Genomic DNA, 14,844 nt, shown 5'->3' on the forward strand with positions numbered 1-14,844 from the left:
GTTACAAGAGGAAGATCTCATGCATATTTTGCTGACCGGCGGTACGGGCCTGATCGGCCGCCAGCTCTGCCAGCACTGGAGCGCCCAAGGGCATCGGCTGACGGTCTGGAGCCGTAGGCCCGAGCAGGTTGCCACGTTGTGCGGTGCACAGGTGCAGGGCGTCGCCCGTCTGCAGGACGTGACGCAACCGGTGGATGCCGTTATCAACCTGGCCGGTGCGCCGATTGCCGATCGCCTCTGGACCCATAAACGCAAGGCGTTGTTGTGGAGCAGTCGCATCAGCCTGACGGAAACCTTGCTGGCCTGGCTTGACGGCCTGGCGGTGAAACCTGCGGTCTTGATCTCAGGTTCGGCGGTGGGCTGGTACGGCGATGGGGGGGAGCGCGAGCTGACCGAAGCCAGCGGCCCGGTGCAGGACGATTTCCCCAGCCAGTTGTGCATTGCCTGGGAAGAGACCGCCCAGCGCGCCGAAGCCTTTGGCCTGCGGGTGGTGCTGGTGCGCACGGGGCTGGTGCTGGCGGCCGAGGGCGGCTTTTTGTCGCGGCTGTTGCTGCCCTTCAAGCTGGCGCTGGGCGGGCCTATCGGCAACGGTCGGCAGTGGATGCCGTGGGTGCATATCAAGGATCAAATCGCCCTGATTGATTTTCTTCTGCACAAACCTGACGCCAGCGGTCCTTATAATGCCTGCGCGCCTCAGCCGGTGCGTAGCCGCGAGTTCGCCAAGACACTGGGCCAGGTCCTGCACCGCCCGGCGTTCATGCCCATGCCGGCGTTTGCCTTGCGGGTGGGGTTGGGCGAGTTGTCCGGGTTATTGCTGGGTGGCCAGAAGGCCGTCCCCGAGCGGCTGTTGGCCGCCGGTTTCACTTTTCAGTTCCCTGAGTTGCGTGCGGCCCTGGACGACTTGTCCAGCCGCCTCTAAAGATAGGATGTTGCATGACGGATCACGCGTTGTTACTGGTCAACCTGGGTTCACCGGCGTCCACTTCGGTGGCCGATGTGCGCAGCTACCTCAATCAGTTCCTGATGGACCCGTATGTGATTGACCTGCCGTGGCCGGTCCGGCGCCTGCTGGTGTCGCTGATCCTGATCAAGCGACCCGAGCAGTCGGCCCACGCCTACGCCTCGATCTGGTGGGATGAAGGCTCGCCCCTGGTAGTACTCAGCCGCCGCCTGCAGCAGCAGATGCGCGCCCAGTGGACCCAGGGCCCGGTGGAATTGGCGATGCGTTATGGCGAACCGTCGATCGAGAGCGTGCTGACCCGCCTGGCCGGCCAGGGGGTGCACAAGGTCACGCTGGCGCCGTTGTATCCGCAATTTGCCGACAGCACCGTGACCACGGTGATTGAAGAAGCGCGGCGTGTGGTGCGGGAGCACAAGCTCAACCTGCAGTTCTCGATCCTGCAACCGTTCTACGACCAGCCGGAATACCTCGATGCCCTGGTAACCAGTGCCCGCCCGCATCTGCAGCAGGATTACGATCACCTGCTGTTCAGCTTCCACGGCCTGCCGGAGCGGCACCTGAACAAGCTCAACCCAGGGCATTCGCTTGAAGGCATGGGTGATTGCTGCGCCAATGCTTCGCCTGAGGTACGCGCCACCTGTTATCGCGGGCAGTGCTTCAGCGTCGCCCGCGATTTTGCCGAGCGCATGGGCTTGCCTGAGGATAAATGGTCAGTGGCGTTCCAGTCGCGCCTGGGCCGGGCGAAGTGGATCGAACCCTACACCGAGGCCCGACTGGAGGCGTTGGCCCGACAAGGGGTGAGGAAGTTGTTGGTGATGTGCCCGGCATTTGTCGCCGATTGCATCGAGACCCTGGAAGAGATTGGTGATCGTGGCCTGGAGCAGTTCCGCGAGGCTGGGGGCGAGGAGTTGGTGCTGGTGCCGTGCCTCAATGATGACCCGCAGTGGGCGGCGGCGCTCAACACCTTGTGCGAACGAGCCCCCGCCAGCCTCTAACCACATCCTGTCGGAGCCGGCTCCTGCAGATTCTGTGGGGTTATTCGTGATGGGGCTGGCCGAGGAAGGTCAGTGAACTGAACAGCGCACGGTTCTGCACCTCACTGTCACCTTTGACCGGCACTTCCACCTGCGCCGCAATCACATTCAACGCCTCGTTGCGTACCAGCACCTGGGCCCGGCCATCCTGGTCGGTCTCGGTGCTCAAGGTATTGGGCGCGCTGCGGTAGTCGCCGATCAACTTGATCCCGGCCGCCGGCTTGCCATCGATCAGCACTCGCACGGGCAGCAGCTTGCCGGGGCCGATAGTCAGTGGGTCGACCTCGGGCACGATCACCATTTTCAATTGGCCCAGGCTGGGCAGTTTCGCCCCGGCCTGATAGATCGCCAGGCTGTACTTCAGGGCCTGGGTGGTTGCGATGGCGCCGGGCACCTGGCTGCGGCCCTCGTTCACCCACTTCTTGTCCGGGGTTTGCGACCACAAGCCGTTATCAAACGCCACGGCCAGTACGGCAGGAGGCTTGAGTGGTTGCAGGCGCGCCTGGTCGTCCAGGCGTTGCACGGTCACCGGGATCATCCGGCCATGGGTGTCATAGGCCCACGCACCGCTGACCTTTTTCGCCTTGAACGCTTCGTCTTCGGCACCGTGGCCGTAGACCACCTCGATATGGCCCCGGCGCTGCTCGGTCCACAGGCCATGGGCCGAGACCTGGGTGGCGAACAGCAGGCCGAGCACGGCCAATGATTTGAGCGCTTGCATGGTGAGGTCCTTTTACAGGTTGAGGGTCAGGCTGACGGTGAAGTTGCGCGGCTCTCCGGGGTTGACCCAGTAGTTGCTGTAGGAGCGCTCGTAGTACTTTTCGTCGAACAGGTTGTTGAGGTTCAGGCCCACGGTGACGTTATCGCTGGCCTTGTAATGGGCCAGCAGGTCGACGGTGTGGTAGGCCGGCAGCTCGAAGCGTTTGCCGGCCTCGCCCGAGCGATCCCCCACGTAGGTGAAGGCTGCCCCCAGATCGGAACCGCGCAGCACGCCATCCTGGAATTCATACACCCCCAGCAGGCTGCCACTGCGCTTGGCCACGCCAAGAATGCGGCTGCCAGCGGGGATTTCTTTGTCGCCCTTGGTCACTTCGGCATCAATGTAGGCAAAGGCCCCGATCACCCGCACAGCATCTGTCAGTTGCCCTGTCAGTTGCAGGTCGAAACCCTGGCTGCGGGCCTTGCCGATGGCGCGTTTGGTGTCGGTGGCCGGGTCGGTGGCCAGGGTGTTTTCCTTTTCGATATGGAAGGCGGCCAGGGTCGTGCTCAGACGGTCGTCGAACAGCTCACTCTTGATGCCCACTTCATAGCCGACGCCTTCCTCGGGCTTGAGGAAATCCCCGGCGGCGTCCAGCTCGCTTTGCGGTTTGAACGAGGTGGAGGCATTGGCAAACAGGCCCACTTGTGGAGTCAATTGATACAGCAGGCCCGCCCGCTGGGTCATGACGTCGTGGGTTTTCTGGCTCTTGGCATTGTGACGGGTGAAGTCCTGCGAACGTTGCTCGACGTGCTCCAGACGCACGCCCACCACACCGCGCAGGCGGTCAGTAAAGACGATTTGGTCTTGCAGGTTCAGCGCCTGGCTTTTCACCTGGGTGAAAAAGTCACTGCCCGAGCGCAGGCCGGTGGGCTTGGGCTGGCCATAAACCGGCCGGTAGATGTCGATGGGGTAGCTGCCGGCGATGGCGGTCACCCGTTCTTTCTTGCGGTAATCCTCGTACTCGGTGCCGATCAGCAGTTCGTGCTGCCAACTGCCCACCTCGAACAGGCCGCGCAGCTCCAGTTGGGTGATGCTGTCGTGCCAACCCATGGAGCGCTGGCGGTAGCGCCGGTTGATGGTGTGGCCGTCGGCATTCAGCGCGCGGTTCTCCGAGGCCTCGCCCCACAGGCTGCCCTGTTTGTAGTGGCTGGCCAGGCGCAGCTTCCAGGCATCGTTCAAATGATGTTCGAGGGTGGCTTGCAGGCGGTTGTTGTGGTTGTCGATATCACCGTCGTTGGGCTCGCCGAGGAAGGTCGAGCGGGACATGCCGCTCCAGCGGTTATTGGGCGCGACGAGGCCGCGGTCGAACGTGGAGCTGTGGCGCACGAACTCACTTTCCACCAGCAGGCTGGTGTCCGGGTCCAATTGCCAACTGAACGAGGGTGCGACAAATACCCGTTTGCTCTGCACATGGTCGCGAAAGCTGTGGTTGTCCTCTACCGCCAGGTTGACCCGCGAGAGAACGCGGCCTTCGCTGTCCAGTGGGGTGTTGATATCGAGGGCGGTACGGTAGCGGTCCCAACTGCCAGCGCTGGTCTGCACGGTGGTGAAGGCTTCGGGTTGGGGCTTCTTGGTGACGATGTTCACGGTGCCGCCGGGATCGCCACGGCCATACAGGCTGGCGGCGGGGCCCTTGAGCACTTCGATGCGTTCGATATTGGCCGCGTCCGGCGTGCTGGGGTAGCCGCGGTTGGCGCTGAAACCGTCCTGGTAGAACTCCGAGGTGGTGAAGCCGCGAATGCTGTATTCGTAGAGGGTCAAACCACCGAAGTTGTTCTGCTTGGACACGCCACCGGCAAATTCCAGGGCGCGTTCGACGTTGCTGCTGCCCAGGTCTTTGAGCACCGTGGCGGGAATCACACTGATTGATTGCGGGATATCCCGCAGGGCCGTGTCGGTCTTGGTAGCGCTGGCCGAGCGGGTCGCGCGGTAACCCTTGACCGGGCCGGTAGCGGACTCATACGCCTCGCCGGTGATACGGGTGGTGCCCAATTCAAGGGGGTTGGTGTCTTCTGCGAACACCGGGTCCACCAGCAGCCCCAAGGCGAGACCGGCCAGGGGCACAAACTTTCGAGACGTCATGGTCTAACATTCCAATATCAATATTGAAATAATATAACATGACTGTTGAGAATGTATCTCCTTAAGGGTCGGCCTTTATTCTTGCTCTTTAACCGGTGCTGGTGGTGGTCGCAGGCCCACTTCGGCCAGCAGTTTGATCTCTTTGCCGTTGCGCATGACCTGGATCGCGACCTTTTCCGTGGGTTTGATCCGCGCCACCTGGTTCATCGAACGACGGCCATCGCCCGCTGGCTCGCCGTCGATGCTGAGGATCACATCACCCACTTGCATCCCGGCTTTTTCTGCCGGGCCACCGCGCAGGATGCCGGCAATGACGATGCCCGGTCGCCCGGTCAGGCCAAAGGATTCCGACAGCTCCTTGGTCAGCGGCTGCACTTCAATCCCCAGCCAGCCACGAATCACCTGGCCGTGCTCTATGATCGATTTCATCACTTCCATCGCCAGCTTCACCGGGATCGCGAAGCCGATGCCCTGGGAGCCGCCGGACTTGGAGAAAATCGCGGTGTTGATGCCTGTCAGGTTGCCGTTGGCATCCACCAGCGCGCCGCCGGAGTTGCCCGGGTTGATGGCCGCGTCGGTCTGGATAAAGTCTTCGTAGCTGTTGAGGCCCAACTGGTTGCGCCCGGTGGCGCTGATGATGCCCATGGTCACGGTCTGGCCGACGCCGAACGGGTTGCCGATCGCCAGCGCTACATCCCCGACGCGCAGTCCTTCGGAGCGGCCGATGGTGATGGACGGCAGGTTCTTGAGGTCGATTTTCAGGACCGCAAGGTCGGTTTCCGGATCGCTGCCCACCACCCGCGCCAGGGTTTCGCGGCCATCGCGCAGGGCCACGACAATCTGGTCGGCCCCGGTGCTCACATGGTTGTTGGTCAGTATGTAGCCCTCGGGGCTCATGATCACCCCGGAGCCAAGGCTCGACTCCATGCGGCGCTGCTTGGGCGAGTTGTCACCGAAAAAGCGCCGGAACTGTGGGTCTTCGAACAGTGGGTGCGCCGGTTTATTGATGACCTTGGTGGTGTACAGGTTGACCACCGCAGGCGCGGCGGCCACCACCGCATCGGCGTAGGTCACCGGGCCTTGTTGCACCGCGCTGGTTTGCGGTGCCTGTTGCAGGTTGACGTCCAGGCTTGGCAGGCCGACCCATTGCGGATAACGCTGAATGATCAGCATCGCGATCAGCACGCCGGCCAACAATGGCCATCCAAAATAACGCAGCGCCTTGAGCATCAAGTAAGTCCTGACAGGTTGCAGGGGGCGTGGGAGCGCCCATAATGTCGCGCATTATACGAGGCCGCGAGCGCCTCTGAACGGGATATTTAGGAGTCTTTTATGGCCGTCGCCCTGAGCACCCTGGTTGAAGAAGCGGATCGCTACTTGAACAGCGCGAAAATTGCCGATTACTGCCCCAATGGCCTGCAGGTCGAAGGGCGACCGCAGGTGTTGCGTATTGTCAGTGGCGTGACCGCCAGCCAGGCGCTACTCGACGCCGCAGTCGAGGCCAAGGCCGACCTGGTGCTGGTGCATCACGGCTATTTCTGGAAAGGCGAAAGCCCGTGCATCACCGGCATGAAACAGCGCCGCCTCAAGACCCTGCTCAAGCACGACATCAGCCTGCTGGCGTACCACCTGCCGCTGGACCTGCACCCGGAGGTGGGCAACAACGTACAGTTGGCCCGTCAGTTGGATATCACCGTCGAAGGCCCGCTGGACCCGGACAACCTCAAGGTCGTCGGCCTCGTGGGCTCCCTGGCCGAGCCGCTGTCGGCGCGGGATTTCGCCCGCCGCGTGCAGGAAGCCATGGGCCGTGAACCGCTGCTGATCAAAGGCAGCGCGATGATCCGCCGCGTGGGCTGGTGCACGGGCGGCGGCCAGGGCTATATCGATCAGGCCGTGGCCGCCGGCGTCGACCTGTACCTGAGCGGCGAAGCGTCGGAACAGACCTTCCACAGCGCCCGGGAAAACGACATCAGCTTTATCGCCGCCGGCCATCACGCCACCGAGCGTTATGGCGTGCAGGCCCTGGGCGATTACCTGGCCCGGCGCTTTGCCCTGGAACATCTGTTCATCGACTGCCCCAACCCGATTTAAGCCTGCGCCTCGCCCTCTGTAGGAGCCGGCTTGCCGGCGATGAGGCCCTGGAGTCATGCATTGAATTCAAGGACGTCATCGTCGGCAAGCCGGCTCCTACGGGGGCGAACGAGGTGGTATATCCATATACCGTTTCGTTCTAGCTGGCTCCCTGAATAGAAGCAGGTGCTGTGCTAGCATGCCTCGCTCGAACACGGCCCGCCGGCCGTCCAAAAAGAATCGTTTTCCCGTGAGTAGCCATGGTCGACAAACTGACGCACCTGAAACAGCTGGAGGCGGAGAGCATCCACATCATCCGTGAGGTTGCCGCCGAGTTCGACAACCCGGTGATGCTCTACTCCATCGGCAAAGACTCCGCCGTGATGCTGCATCTGGCGCGCAAGGCATTCTTCCCGGGCAAGCTGCCGTTTCCGGTGATGCATGTGGACACCCAGTGGAAATTCCAGGAAATGTACAAGTTCCGCGATCGCATGGTCGAGGAACTGGGCCTGGACCTGATCACCCACGTCAACCCGGACGGGGTGGCGCAGGGCATCAACCCGTTCACCCACGGCAGCGCCAAGCACACCGACATCATGAAGACCGAAGGCCTGAAACAAGCCTTGGACCAGCATGGTTTCGACGCAGCGTTCGGCGGCGCCCGTCGCGATGAAGAGAAATCCCGCGCCAAAGAGCGCGTGTACTCGTTCCGCGACAGCAAGCACCGCTGGGATCCGAAAAACCAGCGCCCGGAGTTGTGGAACGTCTACAACGGCAACGTCAACAAGGGCGAGTCGATCCGTGTATTCCCGCTGTCCAACTGGACCGAGCTGGATATCTGGCAGTACATCTATCTGGAAGGCATCCCGATCGTGCCGCTGTACTTCGCCGCCGAGCGTGAAGTGATCGAGAAGAACGGCACGCTGATCATGATCGACGACGAGCGCATCCTTGAGCACCTGTCCGACGAAGACAAAGCCCGTATCGTCAAAAAGAAAGTACGTTTCCGTACCCTTGGCTGCTACCCGTTGACGGGCGCGGTGGAGTCCGAAGCCGAGACGCTGACGGACATCATCCAGGAAATGCTCCTGACGCGAACTTCCGAGCGCCAGGGCCGTGTCATCGACCACGATGGCGCCGGCTCCATGGAAGACAAAAAACGTCAGGGTTATTTCTAAGGGGTTGTCATGTCGCACGTATCTGATTTGATCAGCGAGGACATCCTCGCCTACCTGGGCCAGCACGAACGCAAGGAAATGCTGCGCTTTTTGACCTGTGGCAACGTCGATGACGGCAAGAGCACCCTGATCGGGCGCCTGCTGCACGACTCGAAGATGATCTACGAAGATCACCTGGAAGCCATCACCCGCGACTCGAAGAAAGTCGGCACCACCGGTGACGATATCGACCTGGCGCTGCTGGTCGACGGCCTGCAGGCCGAGCGCGAGCAGGGCATCACCATCGATGTGGCCTACCGCTATTTCTCCACTGCCAAGCGCAAGTTCATCATCGCCGACACCCCGGGCCACGAGCAGTACACCCGCAACATGGCTACCGGTGCCTCCACCTGTGACCTGGCGATCATCCTGATCGACGCCCGCTACGGCGTGCAGACGCAGACCCGGCGCCATAGCTTTATCGCCTCGTTGCTGGGCATCAAACACATTGTGGTGGCCGTCAACAAGATGGACATCAATGGCTTTGACCAAGACGTATTCGAGTCCATCAAGGCGGATTACCTGAAGTTCGCCGACGGTATCGCGTTCAAGCCAAGCACCTTGGCATTCGTGCCGATGTCGGCGCTCAAGGGCGACAACGTGGTGAACAAGAGCGAACGCTCGCCCTGGTACACCGGGCAGTCGCTGATGGAGATCCTCGAAACCGTCGAGATCGCCAACGACCGCAACTACACCGACCTGCGTTTCCCGGTGCAGTACGTCAACCGTCCGAACCTGAACTTCCGTGGTTTTGCCGGCACCCTGGCCAGCGGCATCGTGCACAAGGGCGACGAAGTGGTGGTGCTGCCGTCGGGCAAGAGCAGCCGCGTCAAGTCCATCGTCACCTTCGAAGGCGAACTGGAACACGCAGGCCCAGGCCAGGCCGTGACCCTGACCATGGAAGACGAGATCGATATCTCCCGTGGCGACCTGCTGGTGCATGCCGACAGCGTGCCGCAAGTGACCGACGCCTTCGACGCCATGCTGGTGTGGATGGCCGAAGAACCGATGCTGCCGGGCAAGAAATATGACATCAAGCGTGCTACCAGCTATGTGCCGGGCTCCATCACCAGCATCGTGCACCGCGTGGACGTGAACACCCTGGAAGAAGGCCCGGCCAGTGCCTTGCAGTTGAACGAGATCGGCCGGGTCAAGGTCAGCCTCGACGCCGTCATCGCCCTGGACGGTTACGACAGCAACCGCACCACCGGCGCGTTTATCGTCATCGACCGTTTGACCAACGGCACTGTGGCGGCGGGCATGATCATCGCACCGCCCGCGGTGCACGGCGGTGCGGCGCAACACGGCAAGTTGGCCCACGTGGCCACCGAAGAACGCGCCCAGCGCTTCGGCCAGCAGCCGGCCACTGTACTGTTCAGCGGCCTGTCGGGCGCCGGCAAGAGCACGTTGGCCTACGCGGTTGAGCGCAAGCTGTTCGACATGGGGCGCGCGGTGTTCGTACTCGATGGCCAGAACCTGCGGCACGACCTGAACAAGGGCTTGGCGCAAGACCGTGCCGGACGTACCGAGAACTGGCGGCGTGCTGCCCACGTGGCGCGCCAGTTCAACGAAGCCGGCTTGCTGACCCTGGCGGCCTTCGTTGCGCCCGATGCCGAAGGCCGTGAACAGGCCAAGGTGTTGATTGGCAGTGATCGTCTGCTCACGGTGTACGTGCAGGCCTCGCCGCTGGTGTGTGCCGAGCGCGATCCGCAAGGCTTGTACGCTGCCGGAGGGGATAACATTCCTGGCGAGTCGTTCCCGTATGACGTGCCGTTGAATGCCGACCTGGTGATCGACACCCAGGCCCTGTCGTTGGAAGACAGCGTCAAGCAAGTGCTGGAACTGTTGCGTCAGCGCGGCGCGATCTAAACCGCGTTGCCATAAAAAAGCCCGCCACCGATCACTCGGTGGCGGGCTTTTTTATGGGCTCTTGCAAACAACTCGGCCAAATGTGGGAGCGGCCTTGCTCGCGAAAGCGCAGTGTCAGTCACTTTATTTTTTGATTGATACACCGCTTTCGCGAGCAAGCCCGCTCCCACATTTTTGCTCAGCGACGGGTAGGGTAATCCGTGTGAAGCTGGTCTAGAAGGGCATCCTTTTCAGTCCACAGGCCATTGATCCAGCCCTGGAACGCCAGCCGATATTCCGCGTCCTGCTCATAGTTCTTGCCAATGAACTCGGCCGGGATCTGCACCTCTTCAAACTGCACAACCACGTCTTTGACATTGCCGCACAGCAAGTCCCAGTACCCCGGACGCCCGCCCGGGTAGTGGATCGTCACGTTCACCAATGACTTCAACTGCTCACCCATGGCATCCAGCACAAACGCAATACCACCGGCCTTGGGCTTGAGGAGGTAACGAAATGGCGACTGCTGTTGCGCGTGTTTGCCTGGGGTAAAGCGTGTGCCTTCGGCAAAGTTGAAAATGCCTACCGGGTTGTCACGGAACTTTGCACAGGTCTTGCGGGTGGTTTCCAGGTCCTTGCCTTTCTTCTCCGGGTGTTTTTCCAGGTAAGCCTTGGTGTAGCGCTTCATGAAGGGAAAGCCCAAGGCCCACCAGGCCAGGCCAATGACCGGCACCCAGATCAGCTCTTGCTTGAGGAAAAACTTCAGCGGGCGGATCCGTCGATTGAGCACGTACTGCAACACCATGATGTCGACCCAGCTCTGATGGTTGCTGGTCACCAGGTATGAGTGCTGATAATCCAGGCCCTCAAGGCCTTTGAGGTGCCAGCGGGTGCGCTGCACCAGGTTCATCCAGGCCTTGTTGTTGCTGATCCAGGCTTCATGGGTGTGGTTCATCAGCCACTCGCTCAGGCGCTTGGCAAATGGCAGCAGCTTGAACAACGCGACGATAAACAGGAATGAACACAAAAGGATCGTATTCAACGCAAGCAGCAGCGAGGCGATCACTCCGCGTACGGCGGCAGGCAGAAAATCCAGCATTTAGATATCCATAGGTCGGTTGGCGGCTTGAATCGCGGTCAGGGCAATGGTGTAGACGATGTCATCCACCTGGGCCCCACGGGGCAGATCGTTCACGGGTTTGCGCAAGCCCTGCAACATCGGGCCGAGGCTGACGCAGTCGGCACTGCGCTGCACCGCCTTGTGGGTGGTGTTGCCGGTATTGAGGTCGGGGAACACAAACACCGTCGCCTTGCCCGCCACCAGGCTGTTGGGCGCCAGTTGCCGGGCGACGTTTTCGTTGGCCGCGGCGTCGTATTGCAACGGGCCGTCGATCAGCAGCGAGCTTTGTTGTTCGTGGGCCAGCAGGGTGGCCTCGCGGACCTTCTCCACCTCCTCGCCACTGGCCGAGTCACCGCTGGAATAGCTGATCATCGCCACGCGCGGGGTGATGCCGAAGGCGGCGGCCGAATCGGCGCTTTGCAGGGCGATTTCCGCCAGTTCCGCGGCGCTTGGGTGCGGGTTCATCACGCAGTCGCCGTACACCAGCACCTGCTCGGGGAACAGCATGAAAAACACCGATGACACCAGGGTGCAGCCCGGTGCGGTCTTGATCAGTTGCAGGGCCGGGCGGATGGTATTGGCGGTGGAGTGAATGACCCCGGACACCAGGCCGTCCACCTCATCGAGGGCCAGCATCATTGTGGCGATCACGACGGTGTCTTCCAGTTGCTGCTCGGCCATCGGTGCGTTGAGGCTTTTGCTCTTGCGCAGTGCCACCATCGGTTCGACATAGCGCTCGCGGATCAGGTCCGGGTCAAGAATCTCCAGGCCTTCGGGCAGTTCGATGCCTTGGGCGCGAGCCACGGCCTCGACATCGGCCGGTTTGGCCAACAGCACGCAACGGGCGATTCCCCGGGCCTGGCAGATGGCGGCGGCTTGCACGGTCAACGGCTCGCTGCCTTCGGGCAGCACAATGCGCTTGTTGGCCGCCTGGGCGCGCTGGATCAACTGGTAGCGGAACACCGCCGGCGACAGGCGCATCTCCCGTGGCGTGCCGCAACGCTGGTGCAGCCAGCGCGCATCCAGGTGACTGGCGACGAAGTCGGTGATGATCTCGGCCCGTTCACGGTCATCAATCGGAATTTCCTTGTTCAGGCTGTTGAGCTGGTTGGCGGTGTCGTAGGAGCCGGTGCTCACCGACAGCACCGGCAACCCGGCCTGGAACGCGCCGCGGCACAGATCCATGATGCGTGGGTCGGGCAGGGTGTCGCTGGTCAGCAGCAGGCCGGCCAGGGGCACGCCATTGATCGCGGCCAGGCTGACGGCGAGGATGATGTCGTCGCGATCCCCTGGCGTCACCACCAGTACGCCGGGCTTGAGCAACTCCACGGTGTTGCGCATGGTGCGCGCGCAGATGATGATTTTGTTCATGCGCCGGGTTTCATAGTCGCCGGCGTTGAGTACCTGCGCGCCCATCAGGTCGGCCACGTCGCGGGTGCGTGGCGCATTGAGTTCCGGTTGGAACGGGATACACCCCAGCAGTCGGAAGTCGCCACTGCGCAGCAACGGCGAATGCTCCTTGAGGCGCGCGGCGAACACTTCCATGCTTTCGTCGGTCTGCACCTTGTTGAGAATCACGCCGAGCACTTTCGGGTCTTTTGGGCCGCCGAACAGTTGCGCCTGCAATTCCACGCGCCCGGACAATTCGGTCAGTACCTCGTTTTCCGGGGCCGACACCAGGATCACCTCGGCATCCAGGCTTTTTGCCAGGTGCAGGTTGACCCGCGCCGCGTAGCTGGCGCTGCGGGTTGGCACCATGCCTTCGACAATCAGCACGTCCTTGCCCACGGCGGCCTGCTGATACAGGGTGATGATTTCTTCGAGCAGCTCATCGAGCTGGCCATCACCGAGCATCCGCTCGACATGGGCCAGGCCCAGTGGTTGCGGTGGTTTCAGGCCGTGGGTTCGGGCCACCAGCTCAGTGGAGCGCTCCGGCCCGGTGTCGCCAGGGTGCGGCTGGGCAATGGGCTTGAAAAAGCCGACTTTCAGCCCGGCCCGCTCAAGGGTACGCACCAGCCCAAGGCTGATGGAGGTCAGGCCCACACCAAAATCGGTGGGCGCGATAAAAAAAGTCTGCATGCGAGTTCTCTGGAGGTGCATGGCTTCGGTGGCGCGCTATGGCTGCGCGCCGACCGGGAATCAAGTGCCAAGGGTATCGTTATCCGGGCGCTGCGCACACCAGCCACAGGCAAAGGGCTGGCCTATTTTTGCCAGGCGTTGCGCCGGATCCAGCACCCAGCCCCGGGATTGCCAGGGCGGCTGGTGGCGCAGGTGCTGCGTATGGCCGCAGGACAGCGCGGCGACCCAGTGGCCGTCCGCGTCCTGGTGAAATCCGACGACCGTCGGGTCCATGGATCGACTCCGTCTGTCCGGGTTGTGTTCGCTTTCGGGCAAATCCTTGTTTAGACTTGTCCGTTCTTCATTCTTATGCAAAAGGTCTCGCCCCATGCCGATCGCCGCCAACAAGGCTGTCTCCATTGACTATACCCTGACCAACGACGCCGGTGAGGTCATCGACAGCTCCGCCGGTGGCGCGCCGCTGGTCTACCTGCAAGGCGCAGGTAACATCATCCCGGGCTTGGAAAAGGCCCTGGAAGGCAAAGAGGTCGGTGATGAGCTGACCGTTGCCGTAGAACCTGAAGATGCCTACGGCGAGTACTCGGCCGAACTGGTCAGCACCCTGAGCCGCAGCATGTTCGAAGGCGTCGACGAGCTGGAAGTGGGCATGCAGTTCCACGCTTCCGCACCGGACGGCCAGATGCAGATCGTGACCATCCGTGACCTGGACGGCGATGATGTCACTGTTGACGGCAACCATCCGCTGGCCGGCCAGCGCCTGAACTTCCAGGTCAAGATCGTTGCCATCCGCGACGCTTCCCAGGAAGAAGTGGCTCACGGCCACGTGCACGGCGAGGGTGGTCACCACCATTGATTGACGGCTACGGCCAGTCAGTTGAAAAGAAAGGCGCCTTCGGGCGCCTTTTTTGATTGGCGGCTATTCTTGCCGACTTGGCGGCTGTAATCTCGAATGGCCGTTACACAGAATATGGGAAATCTGGAGTTCGTCATGAGTGCTTTCCACGACCTTAAACTCAAAGCCCTGGATGGTCAGGAGCTGCCTCTGGCGCCCTACAAGGGGCAAGTCGTGCTGGTGGTCAATGTCGCCTCCAAGTGTGGGCTGACCCCGCAGTATGCGGCGCTGGAAAACCTCTACCAGCAATACAAGGGCCAGGGCTTCACCGTGTTGGGCCTGCCGTGCAATCAGTTTGCTGGCCAGGAGCCGGGGACTGAAGAAGAGATCCAGGAATTCTGTAGCCTCAACTATGGCGTGAGCTTTCCCCTGGGCAGCAAGCTGGAGGTTAACGGCCCTGACCGTCATCAGTTGTACCGCTTGCTGGCGGGTGAGGGCGCCGAGTTCCCTGGGGATATCACCTGGAATTTCGAGAAGTTTTTGCTGGGCAAGGATGGGCGGGTTTTGGCGCGTTTCTCCCCGCGCACTGCGCCTGATGACCCCACGATCATCCAAGCCATCGAAAAGGCCCTGGCCTGATCTGTGTAGAAGCCGGCTTACCGGCGATGACGCCCGAAAGCGCGCTTCGGGGTGGCAGTTGTATAACGTCACCGTTAACGAGCATCGCCGGCAAGCCGGCTCCTGCAGTGTGCTGTGTAGCTCCCGGCTTTTGCATATTAATCACTGAAATCAATAGTGCTATTCAGCACTGCCAGCGCTCCATATTATCCGTATCATAAAA

Annotated in this window: 13 protein-coding genes; 7 read left to right on the forward strand and 6 right to left on the reverse strand. The window is 61.7% G+C overall.

The window, feature by feature from the left end:
* Positions 1 to 19 precede the first annotated feature (19 nt).
* Positions 20 to 919, forward strand: coding sequence for a TIGR01777 family oxidoreductase (locus HZ99_RS22390; protein WP_038446106.1), 900 nt, complete (start codon positions 20 to 22; stop codon positions 917 to 919).
* Between the two features lie 14 nt (positions 920 to 933).
* Complete coding sequence (gene hemH / locus HZ99_RS22395; RefSeq protein WP_038446108.1) at positions 934 to 1,956, forward strand: ferrochelatase; 1,023 nt, start codon at positions 934 to 936, stop codon at positions 1,954 to 1,956.
* A 40-nt stretch (positions 1,957 to 1,996) separates the two neighbouring features.
* Here the strand turns inward: hemH and HZ99_RS22400 are convergent, their stop codons facing one another.
* The 3 genes from HZ99_RS22400 to algW form a co-directional block, all read right to left on the reverse strand.
* Complete coding sequence (locus HZ99_RS22400; protein ID WP_038446111.1) at positions 1,997 to 2,716, reverse strand: DUF4198 domain-containing protein; 720 nt, start codon at positions 2,714 to 2,716, stop codon at positions 1,997 to 1,999.
* A gap of 12 nt (positions 2,717 to 2,728) precedes the next feature.
* Entirely contained in the window at positions 2,729 to 4,837 is a 2,109-nt protein-coding gene (locus tag HZ99_RS22405) for a TonB-dependent siderophore receptor (RefSeq protein WP_038446113.1), read from the reverse strand.
* A gap of 75 nt (positions 4,838 to 4,912) precedes the next feature.
* Complete coding sequence (algW, locus tag HZ99_RS22410; RefSeq protein WP_038446116.1) at positions 4,913 to 6,067, reverse strand: Do family serine endopeptidase AlgW; 1,155 nt, start codon at positions 6,065 to 6,067, stop codon at positions 4,913 to 4,915.
* 102 nt (positions 6,068 to 6,169) lie between these two features.
* Between algW and HZ99_RS22415 the strand changes: the two genes are divergently transcribed.
* From HZ99_RS22415 to cysN, 3 genes are all read left to right on the forward strand, one after another.
* Positions 6,170 to 6,928 (forward strand): Nif3-like dinuclear metal center hexameric protein, encoded by a 759-nt coding sequence (locus HZ99_RS22415; protein ID WP_038446119.1) that lies wholly within the window; start codon positions 6,170 to 6,172, stop codon positions 6,926 to 6,928.
* Between the two features lie 239 nt (positions 6,929 to 7,167).
* Positions 7,168 to 8,085 (forward strand): sulfate adenylyltransferase subunit CysD, encoded by a 918-nt coding sequence (gene cysD, locus HZ99_RS22420; RefSeq protein ID WP_038446121.1) that lies wholly within the window; start codon positions 7,168 to 7,170, stop codon positions 8,083 to 8,085.
* A gap of 9 nt (positions 8,086 to 8,094) precedes the next feature.
* Positions 8,095 to 9,993 (forward strand): sulfate adenylyltransferase subunit CysN, encoded by a 1,899-nt coding sequence (gene cysN / locus HZ99_RS22425; protein WP_038446122.1) that lies wholly within the window; start codon positions 8,095 to 8,097, stop codon positions 9,991 to 9,993.
* Between the two features lie 178 nt (positions 9,994 to 10,171).
* On the opposite strand, the gene HZ99_RS22430 is transcribed toward cysN, so the two are convergent.
* Genes HZ99_RS22430 through HZ99_RS22440 form a run of 3 tightly spaced genes read right to left on the reverse strand, consistent with a single transcriptional unit; the run spans position 10,172 to position 13,570 of the window.
* The gene (locus HZ99_RS22430) at positions 10,172 to 11,071 is read right to left on the reverse strand and encodes an acyltransferase (protein WP_038446124.1); all 900 of its coding nucleotides are present in this window, start codon (positions 11,069 to 11,071) and stop codon (positions 10,172 to 10,174) included.
* Complete coding sequence (pta, locus tag HZ99_RS22435) at positions 11,072 to 13,171, reverse strand: phosphate acetyltransferase (RefSeq protein ID WP_038446126.1); 2,100 nt, start codon at positions 13,169 to 13,171, stop codon at positions 11,072 to 11,074.
* Positions 13,172 to 13,231: 60 nt separating this feature from the next.
* Positions 13,232 to 13,570, reverse strand: coding sequence for a DUF3565 domain-containing protein (locus HZ99_RS22440; protein WP_038446128.1), 339 nt, complete (start codon positions 13,568 to 13,570; stop codon positions 13,232 to 13,234).
* Here HZ99_RS22440 and HZ99_RS22445 point away from each other — a divergent pair.
* Both HZ99_RS22445 and HZ99_RS22450 read left to right on the forward strand, forming a co-directional pair.
* The gene (locus tag HZ99_RS22445; protein WP_017476012.1) at positions 13,539 to 14,024 is read left to right on the forward strand and encodes an FKBP-type peptidyl-prolyl cis-trans isomerase; all 486 of its coding nucleotides are present in this window, start codon (positions 13,539 to 13,541) and stop codon (positions 14,022 to 14,024) included. The genes HZ99_RS22440 and HZ99_RS22445 overlap by 32 nt on opposite strands.
* 135 nt (positions 14,025 to 14,159) lie before the next feature.
* On the forward strand, positions 14,160 to 14,642 hold the full coding sequence (locus tag HZ99_RS22450; protein WP_038446132.1) for a glutathione peroxidase: 483 nt from the start codon (positions 14,160 to 14,162) through the stop codon (positions 14,640 to 14,642).
* Positions 14,643 to 14,844: the final 202 nt, after the last annotated feature.

This window comes from Pseudomonas fluorescens (assembly GCF_000730425.1).
Taxonomy (GTDB): domain Bacteria; phylum Pseudomonadota; class Gammaproteobacteria; order Pseudomonadales; family Pseudomonadaceae; genus Aquipseudomonas; species Aquipseudomonas fluorescens_X.

Coding starts and splice junctions, on each gene's coding strand:
- HZ99_RS22390 (WP_038446106.1), top strand. CDS start 20: ATGCATATTTTGCTGACCGGCGGTACGGGCCTGATCGGCCGCCAGCTC.
- hemH (WP_038446108.1), top strand. CDS start 934: ATGACGGATCACGCGTTGTTACTGGTCAACCTGGGTTCACCGGCGTCC.
- HZ99_RS22400 (WP_038446111.1), bottom strand. CDS start 2,716: ATGCAAGCGCTCAAATCATTGGCCGTGCTCGGCCTGCTGTTCGCCACC.
- HZ99_RS22405 (WP_038446113.1), bottom strand. CDS start 4,837: ATGACGTCTCGAAAGTTTGTGCCCCTGGCCGGTCTCGCCTTGGGGCTG.
- algW (WP_038446116.1), bottom strand. CDS start 6,067: ATGCTCAAGGCGCTGCGTTATTTTGGATGGCCATTGTTGGCCGGCGTG.
- HZ99_RS22415 (WP_038446119.1), top strand. CDS start 6,170: ATGGCCGTCGCCCTGAGCACCCTGGTTGAAGAAGCGGATCGCTACTTG.
- cysD (WP_038446121.1), top strand. CDS start 7,168: ATGGTCGACAAACTGACGCACCTGAAACAGCTGGAGGCGGAGAGCATC.
- cysN (WP_038446122.1), top strand. CDS start 8,095: ATGTCGCACGTATCTGATTTGATCAGCGAGGACATCCTCGCCTACCTG.
- HZ99_RS22430 (WP_038446124.1), bottom strand. CDS start 11,071: ATGCTGGATTTTCTGCCTGCCGCCGTACGCGGAGTGATCGCCTCGCTG.
- pta (WP_038446126.1), bottom strand. CDS start 13,171: ATGCAGACTTTTTTTATCGCGCCCACCGATTTTGGTGTGGGCCTGACC.
- HZ99_RS22445 (WP_017476012.1), top strand. CDS start 13,539: ATGCCGATCGCCGCCAACAAGGCTGTCTCCATTGACTATACCCTGACC.
- HZ99_RS22440 (WP_038446128.1), bottom strand. CDS start 13,570: ATGGAGACAGCCTTGTTGGCGGCGATCGGCATGGGGCGAGACCTTTTG.
- HZ99_RS22450 (WP_038446132.1), top strand. CDS start 14,160: ATGAGTGCTTTCCACGACCTTAAACTCAAAGCCCTGGATGGTCAGGAG.